General features: G+C 48.9%; 17 protein-coding genes. 1 reads left to right on the forward strand and 16 read right to left on the reverse strand.

Features of this window, described 5'->3' with window-relative positions; all coding sequences use genetic code 11:
• Positions 1 to 213: 213 nt before the first annotated feature.
• From rnhB to smc, 12 genes are all read right to left on the reverse strand, one after another.
• Positions 214 to 825 (reverse strand): ribonuclease HII, encoded by a 612-nt coding sequence (rnhB, locus tag ACSR9A_RS21275; protein WP_473759355.1) that lies wholly within the window; start codon positions 823 to 825, stop codon positions 214 to 216.
• 60 nt (positions 826 to 885) lie between these two features.
• Entirely contained in the window at positions 886 to 1,761 is an 876-nt protein-coding gene (gene ylqF, locus ACSR9A_RS21280; protein ID WP_473759357.1) for a ribosome biogenesis GTPase YlqF, read from the reverse strand.
• A 24-nt stretch (positions 1,762 to 1,785) separates the two neighbouring features.
• Entirely contained in the window at positions 1,786 to 2,457 is a 672-nt protein-coding gene (lepB, locus tag ACSR9A_RS21285) for a signal peptidase I (protein ID WP_341282455.1), read from the reverse strand.
• A 100-nt stretch (positions 2,458 to 2,557) separates the two neighbouring features.
• The gene (rplS, locus tag ACSR9A_RS21290) at positions 2,558 to 2,899 is read right to left on the reverse strand and encodes a 50S ribosomal protein L19 (RefSeq protein ID WP_056039073.1); all 342 of its coding nucleotides are present in this window, start codon (positions 2,897 to 2,899) and stop codon (positions 2,558 to 2,560) included.
• 171 nt (positions 2,900 to 3,070) lie between these two features.
• Positions 3,071 to 3,814, reverse strand: a complete 744-nt coding sequence (gene trmD, locus ACSR9A_RS21295) for a tRNA (guanosine(37)-N1)-methyltransferase TrmD (protein WP_473759359.1) — start codon at positions 3,812 to 3,814, stop codon at positions 3,071 to 3,073.
• 1 nt (position 3,815) lies between these two features.
• A complete protein-coding gene (rimM, locus tag ACSR9A_RS21300) occupies positions 3,816 to 4,340 on the reverse strand; it encodes a ribosome maturation factor RimM (RefSeq protein ID WP_341282453.1) in 525 nt (174 codons plus the stop codon).
• A gap of 409 nt (positions 4,341 to 4,749) precedes the next feature.
• Entirely contained in the window at positions 4,750 to 4,980 is a 231-nt protein-coding gene (locus tag ACSR9A_RS21305; RefSeq protein ID WP_046230689.1) for a KH domain-containing protein, read from the reverse strand.
• 27 nt (positions 4,981 to 5,007) lie between these two features.
• A complete protein-coding gene (gene rpsP / locus ACSR9A_RS21310; RefSeq protein WP_046230688.1) occupies positions 5,008 to 5,280 on the reverse strand; it encodes a 30S ribosomal protein S16 in 273 nt (90 codons plus the stop codon).
• 38 nt (positions 5,281 to 5,318) lie between these two features.
• Positions 5,319 to 6,695: a signal recognition particle protein gene (ffh, locus tag ACSR9A_RS21315; protein WP_473759360.1), complete on the reverse strand. Its 1,377-nt coding sequence runs from the start codon at positions 6,693 to 6,695 to the stop codon at positions 5,319 to 5,321.
• 23 nt (positions 6,696 to 6,718) lie between these two features.
• A complete protein-coding gene (gene ylxM / locus ACSR9A_RS21320) occupies positions 6,719 to 7,087 on the reverse strand; it encodes a YlxM family DNA-binding protein (RefSeq protein ID WP_473759362.1) in 369 nt (122 codons plus the stop codon).
• A gap of 240 nt (positions 7,088 to 7,327) precedes the next feature.
• Positions 7,328 to 8,341, reverse strand: coding sequence for a signal recognition particle-docking protein FtsY (ftsY, locus tag ACSR9A_RS21325; protein WP_473759363.1), 1,014 nt, complete (start codon positions 8,339 to 8,341; stop codon positions 7,328 to 7,330).
• 62 nt (positions 8,342 to 8,403) lie between these two features.
• The gene (smc, locus tag ACSR9A_RS21330; protein WP_473759364.1) at positions 8,404 to 11,982 is read right to left on the reverse strand and encodes a chromosome segregation protein SMC; all 3,579 of its coding nucleotides are present in this window, start codon (positions 11,980 to 11,982) and stop codon (positions 8,404 to 8,406) included.
• Between the two features lie 376 nt (positions 11,983 to 12,358).
• Here smc and ACSR9A_RS21335 point away from each other — a divergent pair, with 376 nt between their 5' ends.
• Positions 12,359 to 13,357, forward strand: coding sequence for a phosphotransferase enzyme family protein (locus ACSR9A_RS21335; protein ID WP_473759365.1), 999 nt, complete (start codon positions 12,359 to 12,361; stop codon positions 13,355 to 13,357).
• A 67-nt stretch (positions 13,358 to 13,424) separates the two neighbouring features.
• Here the strand turns inward: ACSR9A_RS21335 and rnc are convergent, their stop codons facing one another.
• The 4 genes from rnc to fabG form a co-directional block, all read right to left on the reverse strand.
• Entirely contained in the window at positions 13,425 to 14,126 is a 702-nt protein-coding gene (gene rnc / locus ACSR9A_RS21340; protein WP_473759366.1) for a ribonuclease III, read from the reverse strand.
• Positions 14,116 to 15,357: a beta-ketoacyl-ACP synthase II gene (gene fabF, locus ACSR9A_RS21345; RefSeq protein WP_473759367.1), complete on the reverse strand. Its 1,242-nt coding sequence runs from the start codon at positions 15,355 to 15,357 to the stop codon at positions 14,116 to 14,118. Before fabF ends, rnc begins: the two co-directional genes overlap by 11 nt.
• A gap of 153 nt (positions 15,358 to 15,510) precedes the next feature.
• Positions 15,511 to 15,744, reverse strand: a complete 234-nt coding sequence (acpP, locus tag ACSR9A_RS21350) for an acyl carrier protein (protein WP_046230681.1) — start codon at positions 15,742 to 15,744, stop codon at positions 15,511 to 15,513.
• A 94-nt stretch (positions 15,745 to 15,838) separates the two neighbouring features.
• Complete coding sequence (gene fabG, locus ACSR9A_RS21355) at positions 15,839 to 16,588, reverse strand: 3-oxoacyl-[acyl-carrier-protein] reductase (RefSeq protein WP_341282446.1); 750 nt, start codon at positions 16,586 to 16,588, stop codon at positions 15,839 to 15,841.
• Positions 16,589 to 16,597 lie beyond the last annotated feature (9 nt).

The raw sequence follows: 16,597 nt of genomic DNA on the forward strand, positions 1-16,597 counted from the left end.
TACAAAAAAAGACGGCATATGCGCTGCACCAGCAGCACGCCGTCTTTCTTTAAAATATAAGAATTTATAAATATCCCCTAAAAAAACGGCTTATATTTCATCGCGAAGCGGCTGTTGCCACCAGAGGACGGCAACAGCCGCTTACGCTTGTCTAAGCAAGTCAAGCAATCGCCAGACCGCTTCATTCTATCATCAACAACTCGATTTGTTCATTTAGAATAATTGCTGCTGCTCCGCAAATATTTTCCCAAGAAAGGTTTTGCGATGCAGCGGGCTCGCACCATACTCTAGCAGACGCTCGCGATGCAGCTTGGTTGGGTAGCCCTTATGTACCGCTATGCCGTATTCTGGATACTGCTGCTCCCATTCATCCACGCATAAACGGTCGCGCGTCACTTTCGCCAAAATAGATGCAGCAGCAATCGTCTGGCTGTTGGCATCCCCTTTGATGATCGCAAGCTGCGGCTTTGGCACATCCACTTTCTCCGCGTCAATGAGCAAATAATCAGGCTCTATCGCCAATGATTCGATGGAAAGCTTCATCGCAAGCCTAGCCGCCTGCTTAATATTAATGCGGTCAATTTCAGCAGCGTCTACACGGGTAACCGACCACGCGATACACTTTTCGATAATGATATCATAAAGCTGATCCCGCTTTTTCTCCGAGAGCTTCTTGGAATCATTTACCCCTTCAATGACCAGATCAGGCGGCAAAATGACCGCAGCAGCGACGACATCGCCGAACAGGCAGCCCCGACCGACCTCATCAACACCAGCAATCGCCTGGAAACCTTCACTCCACAGCTTACGTTCATACTCCAGCATATCCGCCTATCCCCCGCTTCAAATCCTCAGGCATACGAGAACACTCATACAATCAAAAATCTAGTTATTTCGCTTCCACGGTGCTTCAAGCGAAATATGGCCGAACTTGCCTGCACGCAGCTCGCGCAAAATAATGCCCGAAACCTTCTCCAGGTCAACACGCGCTCCGCTTTGCAGACAACCCCTCTTGCGTCCGATTTCCTCCATCACCTTGACGATTTCATCAGACTCATTCGTATCTGGCTGCTCCATCGTGATTTCGAAGCGCTCTTTCACACTTCCCCAGTAACGATCAACCAATTCCTTCAACGCAAAAAATGCAATATCCTCAATATTCAATACCTGCTCGCGAATCGCGCCTGTCATCGCAAGGCGATAGCCGACAAGCTCGTCCTCAAACTTCGGCCACAAAATACCCGGCGTATCAAGCAGCTCCATGTCCTTGCCTGCTTTTATCCACTGCTGGCCTTTTGTTACACCTGGACGATCGCCAGTAAGCGCAATATTGCGACCTGCCAGACGGTTGATCAGCGTCGATTTCCCAACATTCGGAATGCCGACAATGAGCCCACGCACCGCTCTCGGATTAATTCCCTTTGCGATTTGGCGGTCAATTTTTTCCTGCAGCAGCTCTTTCGCTTTCAGCGGAACCTCGTTTACACGCGTTCCTGTTGAAGAATCGACCGCGATGCATTCATGGCCTTCTCCCTTAAAATACGTAATCCATTGCTCCGTCACCTTAGCATCTGCTAGGTCAGACTTGTTGAGCACGATCAACCGCGGCTTACCACCCAAAATTTCATCGACAATTGGGTTACGGCTGGACATTGGAATACGCGCATCAAGCAGCTCGATCGTTACATCAATCAGCTTGAGCTTGTCCTGTATTTGTCGTTTTGCCCGTGTCATATGACCGGGGAACCATTGAATCGTCAATTTCTCACCTCATTCAAATGCCAATTAATGCTTAATAAAGCTCAGCTTGTTCAGCGGCCAGAAAATAACTTCCGCCCGTCCTACAAGCTCTTTATCCGAAATATAACCAAGGGCGCGGCTGTCCTGGCTGTTGCTGCGATTGTCGCCCATTGCGAAAATCGTATCCTCTGGCACAGTCGCTTCCGTTATTCGCTCATTAGGAAAATCTGATTCATTATTATAAAGCTGACCATTTGCCTGAGCCTGCTTAATAGCATCCGCAATATAGGGCTCTTCCAATTTCACATCATTAATGAAGACATCATCGCCTTGAACCTTGATTGTATCTCCTGGCAGTCCAATGACGCGTTTGATAAAATCTCTGCCTTGTTCCGGAACATGGAACACAACGACCTCGCCTCTGTCAGGCTCACGGAATTTGTACAATATTTTATTCACAATGAGACGCTCACCGGTTTCAAAGTTTGGATGCATCGACTCGCCTTCAACCATGAACGGTGCAAACAGAAAACTGCGAATAATGACGACCAGCACGACCGCTATAGCAAGCGCTTTGATCCATTCTACCGTTTCTTTCATCGCTTTAGCTTTTTGGCTAGGCGCTGCTTTGTCAGACTCAGCAGATGGAGTAGCCGTTTCGGCGCTATCTGATGTGATTTCAACTTCATTTTCATCATTACGTGATTGCTGGTCCATAAAAACGCCTTCTTTCCATCTTCGAATTCATACTTGCTGACAAGCTGTAAGAATAACGAAAGGGAGCTTGTTTAACCAAGCCCCCTCTTGTTTATTCGACTTAACGAATTTCTTTAATTCTAGCTGCTTTACCACGAAGGTTACGTAGGTAGTACAGTTTAGCGCGACGTACTTTACCACGACGTGCCACATCGATACGATCGATTTTAGGCGAGTTCAACGGGTAAGTTCTTTCGACGCCAACACCGTAGGAAATTTTACGTACTGTAAAAGTTTCGCTAATACCGCCGCCACGACGTTTGATTACAACGCCTTCAAATAGCTGGATCCGCTCGCGGGATCCCTCGATAACTTTAACGTATACTTTCAACGTGTCACCGGGACGAAAGTTAGGAAGGTCTTTGCGAAGCTGCTCTTGCGTAATCGCTTGTACGAGATTCATCTTGGATTCACTCCTTCCACCATAGACGTTCTTAATAGCTCTCCAACTTCCCATTTGAAATTGGGTCATTACCATTAGCGGACCGTCCGATTAATACGAACAACATTTGAAATCATACCATATTCAAACCCAAATTTCAACATCTTTTTCCGGGCTTGCCAACATTATCGCTTAACACTGCTGTTTGTCCAAAGAAGCAAGCCATTTACGCTCCTTGGCGGTCAATTCAGCCTTCTCCAGCAGGTCAGGACGTCTATTCCGTGTACGAAGCAGCGATTGCTCGCGGCGCCATGTCTCGATGCGGCTGTGGTGACCGGAAATCAGCACCTCCGGCACCTCCATATCACGAAATACAGCAGGTCTTGTATAATGCGGATGCTCCAGCAGGCCTGTGCTGTATGAATCCGTTACTGCTGACGTTTCATTGCCAAGGACACCGGGAAGCAGGCGTGCTACACTGTCGATGACAACCATCGCAGGAAGCTCCCCGCCAGTCAGCACATAGTCACCAATCGAAAGCTCATCCGTTACTAAATGCTCGCGTATACGCTCGTCATAGCCCTCGTAATGGCCGCAAATCATAATTAGATGCTCTTCCTTCGAAAGCTCCTCTGCCTTCTGCTGGGTGAAGGTCTCCCCCTGTGGGCACATTAAAACAACACGCGGACGTGCCCCTGTTCCGACCTGCTCCATCAAGTGCTCAACAGCCGAAAACACAGGCTCTGCTTTCAGCACCATGCCTCCTCCACCGCCATACGGATAATCGTCAACCGTATTATGCTTATTGCCGGAGTAAGCTCGAAAATTAATGGCATTCAGCGATACAATGCCTTTTTCCTGTGCCTTGCCAAGAATACTGGCGCCAAACACGCCATCGAACATTTCAGGGAAGAGCGTAAGCACATCTACTCTCACGCTAAATCAACCCTTCCATAAGATGAACGGTTACTGTCTTCGCAGCAATATCTACGTTAAGCAACACATCATCAATCACAGGAATTAGCACTTGGCTTCCTTTTCCTTTAGGACGGTCGACGACCCATACATCATTGGCGCCTGGTCGCAAAATTTCAGAAATGGTGCCCAGTTCCTCGCCCTCGTCTGTCACAACGCGGCAGCCGATAATTTCGTGGAAATAATATTCCCCTTCATCCAGCTTACCAAGCTGCTCCTCTGCTACCTTCAGCAGCCAGCCCTTGTACTTCTCCACTTCATTAATATCATTATATCCCTTAAGCTTAAGAATATAATTGCCCTTATGCTCACGGGAAACCGCAATCTCTACATCCAGCTTGGTGCCATGCTCTTCATGTATCATAGCGAGCTTGTTGCCGACTGCAAAACGCAAATCTCCAAAATCGGTCTGGGAAAGCACCTTTAACTCGCCGCGCAGACCATGCGTATTAACGACTTTTCCAACTGTAAACCATTTGCCGCTCATTATTCATGTATCCTTTCTTTGCTATATAAGTTGAAATTTTCTTTCGTTCAACTTATATAGTTTTCTTTTTATGATCAGGATTTTGCATAAATCAATAAAATGCAGAATGCTATTAGGCTGTTGATCTGCCATTCAAGGCCATTTATGCAAAATCCTCATGATACACGCATAAACGGCTGACGCCGGCCCGAAAAAAGGCGGCAGCAGCCGTTTTGCGTAAAACAGAAAAATATCCATTACGAATATCATTCTGTTTTTATGTTTCAAGGTGAAACGGCTGTCGCCATCCTTTGGCGGTGCCACGCGTTTCATTTCGAGAAATATAAGAATGTATAAGTTTCATACTTATACATTCTTATATTTTGAAAAAGGGTTAGGATAAATAACCCTAACCCTCTCCGAATTCGTTTTACGATATGATGTCCACGATAACCCGCTTCTCTGATTTGACAGCTGCAGAGGTCACAACTGTACGCATCGCTTTCGCAATGCGACCTTGCTTGCCGATAATTTTACCGACATCCTCCGCATGAACCGACAGCTCATATACGATGCCGCGGTCATCGTCTCTTTCCTTCACGCTTACGTCTTCCGGATGATCCACTAACGCCTTTGCTATGACAAGAATCAATTCTTTCATTTATAAAGGCCCTCCGCTGTTCAACAGTTATTTCTGTTGCTTAAGCTCATGGAACTTTTTCATTACGCCTGCTTTGGAAAGCAAGTCGCGAGCTGTATCCGAAGCTTGCGCTCCGTTTTGCAGCCATTTCAAAGCTTTTTCTTCGTTGATGGATACTTGAGCCGGTTGTGCAACCGGGTTATAAGTACCGATCTCCTCGATAAAGCGACCGTCGCGCGGCGAACGGGAGTTAGAAACAACTACGCGATAAAAAGGGGCTTTGTGAGCACCCATACGTTTCAAACGAATACGTACTGCCATGTGAAATTCACCTCCTTCAATTAATAAACCTATTTAAATTAAAATGGAAATTTCATGCCTTTGCCCAGCATGCCTTTCAGGCCCTTCTTGCCGCCCTTAAGGCCTTTAGGCCCCATCATGGACGAAAACTGCTTCATCATTTTGCGCATGTCATCAAACTGTTTGATCAGTCGATTGACTTCAGCAACCGATGTTCCGCTTCCGGCAGCAACCCGTTTCCGGCGGCTGTGGTTGAGAATTTCCGGTTTCGTCTTTTCTTCCTTCGTCATCGAGCGCACGATCGCCTCAACACGGCCGATTTGCTTCTCATCGATTTTCATATCTTTAAGCCCTTTAACCTTGCCCATCCCTGGAAGCATATCCATCAGCTGATCGATCGGCCCCAAATTACGCACCTGCGCCATTTGCTCCAGAAAATCATCAAATGTAAACTCAGCCGTGCGCATCTTGCGCTCCATTTCGGCAGCTTTGTCTGCATCAATGTTCATCTGGGCCTTCTCAATAAGAGAAAGCATGTCGCCCATGCCGAGAATACGCGATGCCATCCGGTCAGGATAGAACGGCTCAAGCGAATCAATCTTCTCGCCCATAGCAGCAAACTTGATTGGCTGGCCCGTTACAGCTTTAACGGACAATGCCGCACCACCGCGGGTATCGCCATCAAGCTTCGTCAATACGACACCGGTCAGTTCAAGCTGCTCATGGAAGCTTTGGGCTACATTGACCGCATCTTGACCTGTCATGGAGTCGACAACGAGCAGCACCTCATCAGGCTTAACCAGTTGATGAATTTGTTTCAGCTCGTCCATCAGCGTTTCATCAATATGAAGCCGGCCCGCTGTATCAATGATGACATAGTCATTATGATTTTCTTTTGCATGCTGCAAGCCTTGCTTCGCAATTTCTATCGGAGAAGCTTGATCGCCAAGCGAAAACACCGGTGCATTGATTTGCTCGCCGAGCACTTGCAGCTGCTTGATCGCAGCTGGACGATAAATATCGCAGGCTACAAGCAATGGCTTATGATTGCTCTTCTGTAGAAGCTTGGCAAGCTTGCCGGACGTCGTTGTTTTACCTGCGCCCTGCAAACCGACCATCATAATAACCGTTGGCGGTTTATTTGCTTTCGCCAGCTTGCTTTGCGTACCGCCCATCAGTTCGGTCAATTCTTTATTAACGATGTTAATAATGACCATGCCTGGAGTAAAGCTTTTCTCTACTTCCTGACCAATAGCCTGTTCCTTTACTTTGGCGATAAAATCTTTGACGACTTTAAAGTTAACGTCTGCCTCCAGCAGCGCAAGACGCACTTCACGCATCGCCTCGTTCACATCAGCATCGGATACTTTCCCCTTGCCCTTCAGCTTGCTAAAAACGTTTTGCAATCGGCTTGACAAGCTTTCAAATGCCGCCATGATCCATCACCTCCGTTATTTCCTTACCTGTTGTTCGTCGTTATTAATTGCTCAATTATATCTAGAATTCCCTGCTTAGCAGCTGTTCCAAGGGAAAGCTCTGTTACGCTATTTCCCAAATGTTCGGCAAGCTGCTGCAATGCTTCATGCTTCTCCAGCAAGCGAAGCTTGCCTTCATAGCCTTCAAGCACCTGCACCGCGCGCTTCACATGCTCATAAACCGCCTGCCTGCTAATGCCGGATTCCGCTGCAATTTCCCCAAGCGAGAAATCATCGTGAAAATAATATTTAAGTGAAGTCCTCTGCTTCTCAGTGAGCAAGGGCTCATAAAAGTCAAATAATAAATTAATTCGGGTCGTCTTCGCAAGGGCGTCTGGTTCACTAACATTCATGACCTTTGCTCCTTCCCGTCAAGGGTAAATCCTTTACACCTTAAGCAACGTCTCTTATCTTACACGATTGAAGCAGGCACTGTCAAGCTTTCAACCTTGTCAGCTCGAAATACATGCATTTCAGGCCAAGCGTAAACGGCCGAAAACCGTCCTCTGGCGGTAAAGCTAACGTTTCGCGGTGAAATATAAGAGGAGTATAAGGGGAAAACTTATACATTCTTATATTTTCAAAAAGCTGATTTATTGCTGCGTTTCAGCCTCTTCCGGCTCTTCTTGATCTTTAATTAGACCAGCAAACAAAGCGTGAACAAACTGCTCCGAATCAAACTGCTGCAAATCCGTCATCTTCTCGCCCAAGCCAACCAGCTTGACAGGCAAATTCAGCTCATTGCGGATAGCAATGACGATGCCGCCTTTAGCCGTTCCATCAAGCTTCGTCAATACGAGGCCGGTTACGCCGCTTTTCTCGCCGAACAGCTTCGCTTGGCTGAGTGCATTTTGACCAGTGGTTGCATCGAGCACGAGCAGCACCTCATGAGGCGCATCCGGAATTTCACGCTGAATGACGCGGAAAATTTTATTGAGCTCTTCCATCAGATTGGACTTGTTTTGCAGCCTTCCAGCGGTGTCGCAGAGCAAAACATCTACGCCGCGCTGCTTCGCCGCCTGCACCGCATCGAACATAACCGCCGCGGGATCGGAGCCAGACTGCTGCTTAATGACGTCAACGCCTACGCGCTGGCCCCACACCTCAAGCTGCTCAATGGCGCCGGCGCGGAACGTATCGCCGGCCGCCAGCAGAACGCTTTTGCCCTCATTTTTAAACTTGTGAGCCAGCTTGCCAATCGTCGTCGTTTTACCAACGCCATTGACGCCAACGAACAAAATAACCGTAATGCCGCTGCCTGACATGCGAAGGGCAGTTTTCTCATTGTCATCACCCTTGAGCAGCTCAACCAGCTTTTCTGACAATACCGGCTGCAAATCAGCCGCATCTTCGATTTTGCGTTTTTTCACTTCCGCGCGCAGCTCGTCAATCAGCTTCATCACGGTATTGACGCCTACATCGGCACCGATCAAAATTTCCTCAAGCTCCTCGTAAAACTCCTCGTCAATCTTTTTCCGGCGCGTAATGAGCTCTTCTACCTTTTCAACAAACGCTGTACGGGTTTTGGACAACCCTTCTTTAAATATCGTCGTGACCGCTTCCGTCTTGGAAGCGATGCTTTCCTTCAATCTTTTGAAAAAACTCATCGCGATTGCTCCTCCGTCTTCGTAACTATCCTGTATTCTTTCCTCATTCTTAAAGCCGTAAGCTACGCGGTAGCCTGCTCCGCTTCCTCCTCCAGACGCACCGATACGAGCTTCGATACGCCGCCTTCCTCCATCGTTACGCCATACAGCACATCCGCTTCCTCCATCGTGCCTTTGCGGTGGGTAACGACGATAAACTGCGTCAGCTCGGAAAACTCACGCAAATATTGGGCAAACCTGGATACGTTAGCCTCATCAAGCGCTGCTTCTACCTCATCCAATACACAGAAAGGCACTGGCTTCACCTGCAAAATAGCAAACAATAGCGCAATTGCTGTAAGCGCACGCTCGCCGCCAGAGAGCAGCTGCAGGTTTTGCAGCTTCTTGCCAGGCGGCTGAGCAACAATGTCAATGCCTGTATCAAGCACACGATCCGGCTCAACCAGAACAAGATCTGCCCGGCCACCGCCGAACAGCTTTGCAAATACGATGCTGAAGTGGCCTCTAATTGCTTCAAATGTCGTCTTGAACCGTTTCGACATTTCCTCGTCCATCTCGCGAATAACTTGATAAAGCGTCGTTTTCGCTTCCACCAGATCATCCTTCTGCTCCGATAAAAACTCATAACGCTCCTTGACGCGCTCATACTCGTCAATAGCGCCAAGATTCACATCACCAAGCATCGTAATTTGACGTTTCAAATCACGAACCAGATTTTGTGTGCCGATGACATCCTCAGGCACAGGGTACTGCTCCCTCGCCAGCTCAATGCTCAGCTCGTATTCCTCGCTCAGCTTGCGCAGCAAATTGTCAAGCTCCACATCAAGGCGATTCGCGGCGATTTCATTTTGGCGCAGCTGCTCCTCGATTTGCCGGAGCTGCGTGCGCTGCTCCTTCGTCTCGCTCTCGCCATGTTCCAGCTCGCGGATTCTGTCCGCTCTCGCCGAGCGCTGCAAATCCGTCTGCTCCGAGCATTCCTGCTTCTTAAGCTTCAAATGATTTAGCTGCTCCACCTGCTGAACGCTTTCCTCCGCATGGCGAGTAATCTCCTCTTCCTGCTGTGCAAGCAGGGAACGGACATTGCCAAGCTCCTGCTTCGCCCTTACAATATCAGCTCGAACGCGGGCGGCTTGGTCTTCAAACGACTGTTTCTCTTGATCCGTCTTGGCTGAGCTGATTTTCAAATCCGTCAGCTGGCCTTGCAGCGCTTCCTTCGCCGTTTCGCTCGCTTTGCGGCGCTCCTCAGCAAGCTTAATCGCCTCCTGCAGCCTAGCCTCGTCTGTTACCAGCTTCTCAAGCTTGGCCTGCGCCTCCTCGGTTGTAGCCTGCATCGTTTGCTGCTCCGCCAGATGGCTGCTGCGATCAGCCGAATACAGCTGTTCCTGCTCATTAAGCTGCTTTTCCTCAGACAGCATCTGTTGAAGCTCGGCCCGCACCTGCTGCTCGTCAATACGCGATTGCTCCGAACGAGAACGCAGCTCCTCCATATTTTGCGATCGGATCGATTGCTCCTTGCGAAGATCGCTGAGCTTGTCGCGAAGCTGCTTCATCGTTACCTCGGCTGCCGTAATTTCCTGATCGAGTCCTTCAATTTGCCGCTGCCGTCCAAGCAAGCTTGCGCCTTTCTTCTGCAAGCTTCCGCCTGTCATCGAACCTCCGGCATTTACAACATCGCCCTCTAGCGTTACAACCCGGTAGCGATATTGGCATTTAGAGGCAATACGGTTCGCTTGCTCCAAATTTTCAGCAAGCAATACATTGCCGAGCAAATTTTGAATAATAGACTTATATTGCGGATCGCACGAGACAAGATCAGCAGCAACTCCTACAAAACCTTCTGCGTTTTCAGCCAAGCGTCTGTCATGCTCCGGCACTTGCCTTGCGCGAATGACATCGAGAGGCAGGAAGGTAGCTCGGCCCAGCTGACGCTGCTTCAGAAATGCGATTGCCGCACGCGCTGTCTTCTCATCCTCCATGACTACATGCTGAAGTGCCCCGCCAAGTGCCGTTTCAACCGCAACCTCGATCCGCTCTGGCACGCGCACTAGCTCGGCAACCGCTCCATGAACGCCGCTAATGCCGCCGGATGTGCGGCGCGATGCTTTGAGCACTTCCCGAACGCCATGCATAAAGCCGTCGAGTGCATCCTGCATTTCCTTCATCGTATCGCGACGGGAAATGCTGGCATCGATTTTTTGCTCCCATTTGCGAATCGCTGCAGCCGCTTCATCCACATACTGGCCAGTCTGCTTCGCTTTTTCAGCCTCATCTATGTATTTGTTGCGAGCACCATTGATATCTTTCAAAATCGATTCCAGCTGTGCTTCCAGCTGCGCGCGTCTAGCCCCACTTTTCCGCTTCTGCTCTTTCCACTTCAGCTCATCCTCGCCAAGGCGCTCCATGCGCCGGCCAACAGCTTCCTTCTGCTGCTGGGCATAACGAATTTCATTGCGCAGCTCCGCCATCGCGCTAAGCACATCAAGCAGCTCGCCCTTCAGCGTCTCCTCAGCATCAGGAGCAACCCCGCCAACAACACCAATAAGACGGTCTTCCTCCTCAGTCAGCTTTGCTTTCAAATCGGCCAGCTGCAGCTCCAGACCAGCCGCACGGCTGCGGAATTCAGCTTCTTCCTGCATCAGCGTGCCAATGCGGGCATCCTGAGACGCGGCGGATTCCGCAAGCTGCGCCTTGTTATGCTCCAGATTGCGCTTGCGCTCCTTCAAAACCTCTCCGTAGCCTTCGCATTTCTCATAATCCTCGCTGTATTGCAGCATCGCTTCATGAAGACGGTCAAGCTTCTCCTCGATTGCGCGCAGCGCAAGGCGATCCTTCTCCAAATGCGCATCATGCTTGCTCACAACCGTTGACAGTTCCAGCTCGCTTTGCTTGAGCATCTCAAGCTTCGCATTCGCCTCCGACCAAGATTTATGGACCGAATCAATGTTATGAACGTACATGGAAATTTCTTTCGTACGCAGCTGCTCTCGCAGCGCTTTATAATGAATCGCTTTCTCCGATTGCTCCTTGAGCGGACCAACCTGGTCCTCAAGCTCAGTAACCAAATCGTGAATACGAAGCAGGTTCTGCTCCGTCTCATCAAGCTTCTTCTGCGCTTCCCGCTTGCGCGATTTATATTTAACGATACCGGAAGCCTCTTCAAAAATACCACGGCGGTCCTCAGACCTTGTACTTAGTATTTCCTCAATTCGGCCTTGTCCGATAATCGAATAAGCTTCCTTGCCGATTCCCGTATCCATAAACAGCTCGGTAATATCCTTGAGCCGGCATGATTGCTTGTTAATCATATATTCACTGTCACCGCTGCGATGGACACGGCGGGTTACTGTCACTTCATTGTACTCCAGTGGCAGTGCTCCATCCGTATTGTCGAGCGTCAGCGACACTTCACCATAATTGACTGCTTTGCGCGCGTCGCTTCCGGCAAAAATAATATCTTCCATTTTGCCGCCGCGAAGACTTTTGGCGCTTTGCTCGCCCAGCACCCAGCGGATGCCGTCGGAAATATTGCTTTTGCCGCTGCCGTTGGGACCGACGACTGCCGTAATCCCCGTAACGAATTCCATCTCCGTCTTATCGGCAAACGATTTAAAACCTGCTAGTTCAATACGCTTAAGGAACATAAATTGTCTTTCACCTCACCCGCTATTGTACCACAAAATACAGACGCCGGATAACCTCACTTTAAGCTCTCCACTTCCATAGCCCCATCCTCTCCTTCCAACCAAAGTGAGACGGGTGGAGTCGTCCTTTAGCGGCGCGTTGCATTATGAGAAAATAAGGCACAGGGCAGAAAAAATTGATCCTTACTTACATCATTATGCGTTCTTGGGCATGGACGCCCCGGTACAACAAAGCTGGACAAAGCTTCGTTGCCTTTTACCTGTCTGGTTCTATCGTGCTGGACAAAAGCCCGACACAGTTTCCCTACCACGATAGCAAGGAATATAAAAATACAACGTCGAATAATAAGGAATATAGATAGGAGGAGTCACTTTAATGACACACGCATTGCAGGCCATTATCGAGCATTATTTCCCTTTAGATATTGTAAAAACGGAACCCGTGCCCTTCGGGCTAACTAATACAACCTGTTTCGTAACGGTAAACGACCAAAAATACGTAGCACGTCATTATGACCTTTATACCAAGACTCCAGAAAGCTTGCACTTAGAAATGGATGTGACATCTTTTTTATTACGCTCAAATCTTTCCTTTAATATCCCTTCGTTTCTGCCAACACAAAATGGACACTTGTATGTGACGTTATCAGACGGATCATTAGGTGCTCTTGTAACCTTTCTTCAAGGAACAGCTCCGCCAATTCAAACACCTGATGATGCTTACTTATTTGGCCGCGTCGTCAGTGAAGTTAGTGCAAGGCTTAGTGAATATGAACGACCAAAGAATATTAAATATGATGGAATTCCATTTACTAACTTGTATCAGCTACATCCACTTGCTACGGAAGAAATTATAGCTTCTTTCTGGAAAAAACCTCCTTTCCCCGTTACAGACGAGCAAAAACATTATTATAACGAAGCACTGATTTCAGTTGAGACAAATCGTGAGGCTTTATTGTCCTTACCCCTGCAGTTGGTCCATCACGACTTATTAGTATTCAACTTATTATCCGTAGACCGCTGCATTACGGGAGTCTTGGACTTTGATTTCCTGGCGGTCGATATCTCATTTTTGGAATTTGTAATTAGCCTCAACCATGTACTCCAGATGTCTGGCGGTTCACTTGAAATGGCGGCAGCGTTTATTGAAGGGTATGCATCGTTTCGGACCTTGTCATCTGAGGAATTGAGCCAACTACGCACGTTAACCCGTTTGTACCATATTGCGGTCCTACACATATATATTGGACAAAATAGGGCAGGAAAGGACATTTCTACCGCTTTTGCTTACATCGCGAATCAATTAATTGAGCGAGATAATTGGTTGGAGCGTAATGAAGGTCATCTAAAAGGGTTGTTAGCACCTTATACATAGTCATATTTAAAGAAGAGGCTACCGGGATTTGTAACAATCCCAATAGCCTCTTCTTTAAGCTTCCTCTTTACTGCTGAGCGGAAAGGGAGTGCCACGCTTCTTCCGCTGCGCGCTGCTCCGCTTCCTTCTTCGTCCGACCGCTGCCGCTGCCGCATCTGGCATCACCCAAAATCACTTCCACGACAAACTCGCGATCATGCGCCGGTCCGCGCTCCTCGGTAATCCGGTATTCTACCGTACCGAGCCCATGATGCTGGGCGCGCTCCTGCAGCTTGGATTTGAAATCCTTCACGAGCAGGCCGTAATCGTTCGATTCAATGAATGGAAACACATGCTCTTCGAGAAAAGCACGGGCCCGGTCCATACCTGCATCAAGAAAAATCGCACCGACAAACGCTTCAAACAAATCCGCCAGCAGCGCCGGCCTTTGTCTGCCGCCAAGCTGCTCTTCGCCCCGTCCCAGCAGGACGTAGGCGCCAAGAGCAAGCCGCTCTGCAAAAAGGGCAAGTGACGGTTCACATACGACCGAGGCGCGCATACGCGTAAGCTCGCCCTCCGGTCGGCGTGGATAGGAGCGAAACAGAAACTCCGAGACGAGCAGCTGCAATACCGCATCGCCCAAAAATTCCAAACGCTCATTATGCTCGATTGTGCCATGCTTATGCTCATTTACATACGACGTATGCGTGAAAGCTTGCTTCAGCAGCCTATGTTGTTTGAAGCGTAGCCCCAGACGCGACTGCAGCTCGCTTAAGGAATCATGCTTCATAAACTTTCATCACGATCGTCGCATTATGACCGCCAAAACCGAAGGAGTTGGACATTGCGATACGAACATCCGCTTTGCGCGGCTCATTCGGCACATAATCCAAATCACATTCCGGATCTTGGTTGTCTAAGTTAATCGTTGGTGCAATGATACCGTTTTGCAGCGTCAAGCCTAAAATAACCGCTTCCACTCCGCCGGCCGCGCCAAGCAGATGTCCCGTCATCGACTTCGTCGAGCTGACTGCCACTTTATAAGCGTGGTCGCCAAATGCTTTCTTAATCGCTTTCGTCTCTGAACGGTCGCCTACCGGCGTTGAAGTGCCGTGAGCATTAATATAATCAACTGCTTCAGGAGCAATTCCAGCATCTTTGAGCGCTTTCACCATACAGCGCGCTGCGCCGTCTGGATCTGGCTCTGTCATATGATGCGCGTCGCCGCTCATGCCATAGCCAATAATTTCAGCGTAAATCCGTGCTCCGCGTTTTTGAGCATGCTCGAGAGACTCCAATACGAGCACGCCTGCGCCCTCGCCCATAACGAAACCATCCCGGTCTATATCGAAAGGACGGCTTGCCTTACTCGGCTCATCATTGCGAACGGACATGGCGCGCATGGAGCAGAAGCCGGCCATGCCCGTTGGACGGATAGTCGCCTCAGCACCGCCACACAGCATGACATCAGCGTCGCCGCGCATAATCATTTTATACGAATCACCAATGGAATGAGTACCTGTCGCACAAGCGGTAACCGCTGTGCTGTTCGGGCCCTTCGCACCTGTAAGCATCGATACTTGACCAGATGCCATATTCGCGATCATCATTGGAATAAAAAACGGGCTGACGCGCTTCGGGCCTTTCTCCAGCAAAATATTATGCTGATCTTCCCAAGTGCCCAGGCCGCCAATACCGGAACCAATCATAACGCCAACGCGTTCCTCATCAGCATTTTCACCGATTTTCAAATCCGCATCCTTAACCGCCAATTGGCTGGCTACAGCAGCGAACTGCACGAAGCGGTCCATACGGCGCGCTTCCTTCTTGTCCAATCCGAATTCCTCCGGACTGAAGTTTTTGATTTCTGCGGCAATGTACGTTGGGTATTCCGAAAAATCGAACGCTTCCACAACGGACACACCGGACTTGCCTGCGAGCAAATTGCCCCAAAACTCCTCCAGCTCATATCCGAGGGAAGTCATAACTCCCATACCTGTAACGACAACTCTTTGCTTCATTTCGATTCACCTCTATGAACTGCAATATAGATAACACTCTGCTGCGCTGTATCTTTTATATATAAATAGCTCTTACGCTCATTTATTCTTCTAAATAATCACATGCCCTAGATGGAGAGAAGTCCCGTTTGTGACAACGGGACCCAGGCTTCCTTAGTTAAGAGATTGTATGTACTTAACAACTTCTCCTACTGTTGTAATTTTCTCTGCATCTTCATCAGAGATCTCCATATCGAACTCGTCTTCAAGCTCCATGACCAATTCCACGACATCGAGCGAGTCAGCGCCGAGGTCATCTTTAAATGAAGCTTCAAGCGTTACTTCCGCTTCGTCTACACCTAGGCGGTCTACAACGATACGTTTTACGCGATCTATTACTTCGGACATCCGGTTCACCTCCTCTTTGGTATTATACGAGAATTAAAACTAAAATGCCATACGTAACCGTTTTAATTCCCGGCAAAGCCCTTGCGGCCCTATATTACATGTACATGCCGCCATCTACATGAACGGTTTGACCCGTCATATAGCCTGCTGCATCAGACGCCAGAAAACGTACAGCTGCTGCAATATCTTCCGAGCTGCCAAGGCGCGCAAGCGGAATTTGAGCAACAAGCGATTCCTTCATTTCTTCCGGAAGCTTGTCCGTCATTTCAGTCTGAATGAAGCCTGGCGCGACGCAATTGACCGTAATGCCACGCGAAGCGAGTTCCTTCGCGCTAGCTTTCGTTAGGCCAATAACGCCAGCCTTAGCAGCAACATAGTTAGCTTGTCCAGGATTGCCAAGCACCCCGACGACGGAAGAAATATTAATAATGCGGCCTGAACGCTGCTTCATCATTGAACGAGTAACTGCTTTGATGCCATTGAATACGCCCTTTAAGTTCGTCTCAATAACTTGGTCAAATTCCTCTTCCTTCATACGCATAATCAGGTTGTCTCTTGTAATTCCGGCATTATTCACCAAAATATCAATAGCACCGAACTGCTCCAGCACATCCTTGACCATAGCATCGAATTCAGCTGCCTTGCCTACATTAGCCTGCAGTACAATGGCACGGCGTCCAAGCGCCTCTACAGCTTGAGCTGTCTCAGCGGCTGCCGCCTCGCTGCCCGAATAGTTAATGGCAACATCTGCCCCGGCTTCTGCCAGCGCGATCGCAATCGCTCTGCCAATCCCACGGGAAGCGCCCGTTACAAGCGCCTTCTTGCCTTCCAAATTCGCGAACATGATAAAACC

It is taken from the genome of Paenibacillus sp. R-74696, from assembly GCF_055814915.1.

Coding starts and splice junctions, on each gene's coding strand:
- rnhB (WP_473759355.1), bottom strand. CDS start 825: ATGCTGGAGTATGAACGTAAGCTGTGGAGTGAAGGTTTCCAGGCGATT.
- lepB (WP_341282455.1), bottom strand. CDS start 2,457: ATGGACCAGCAATCACGTAATGATGAAAATGAAGTTGAAATCACATCA.
- rplS (WP_056039073.1), bottom strand. CDS start 2,899: ATGAATCTCGTACAAGCGATTACGCAAGAGCAGCTTCGCAAAGACCTT.
- rimM (WP_341282453.1), bottom strand. CDS start 4,340: ATGAGCGGCAAATGGTTTACAGTTGGAAAAGTCGTTAATACGCATGGT.
- ACSR9A_RS21305 (WP_046230689.1), bottom strand. CDS start 4,980: ATGAAAGAATTGATTCTTGTCATAGCAAAGGCGTTAGTGGATCATCCG.
- rpsP (WP_046230688.1), bottom strand. CDS start 5,280: ATGGCAGTACGTATTCGTTTGAAACGTATGGGTGCTCACAAAGCCCCT.
- ffh (WP_473759360.1), bottom strand. CDS start 6,695: ATGGCGGCATTTGAAAGCTTGTCAAGCCGATTGCAAAACGTTTTTAGC.
- ylxM (WP_473759362.1), bottom strand. CDS start 7,087: ATGAATGTTAGTGAACCAGACGCCCTTGCGAAGACGACCCGAATTAAT.
- ftsY (WP_473759363.1), bottom strand. CDS start 8,341: ATGAGTTTTTTCAAAAGATTGAAGGAAAGCATCGCTTCCAAGACGGAA.
- smc (WP_473759364.1), bottom strand. CDS start 11,982: ATGTTCCTTAAGCGTATTGAACTAGCAGGTTTTAAATCGTTTGCCGAT.
- ACSR9A_RS21335 (WP_473759365.1), top strand. CDS start 12,359: ATGACACACGCATTGCAGGCCATTATCGAGCATTATTTCCCTTTAGAT.
- rnc (WP_473759366.1), bottom strand. CDS start 14,126: ATGAAGCATGATTCCTTAAGCGAGCTGCAGTCGCGTCTGGGGCTACGC.
- fabF (WP_473759367.1), bottom strand. CDS start 15,357: ATGAAGCAAAGAGTTGTCGTTACAGGTATGGGAGTTATGACTTCCCTC.
- acpP (WP_046230681.1), bottom strand. CDS start 15,744: ATGTCCGAAGTAATAGATCGCGTAAAACGTATCGTTGTAGACCGCCTA.
- fabG (WP_341282446.1), bottom strand. CDS start 16,588: ATGTTCGCGAATTTGGAAGGCAAGAAGGCGCTTGTAACGGGCGCTTCC.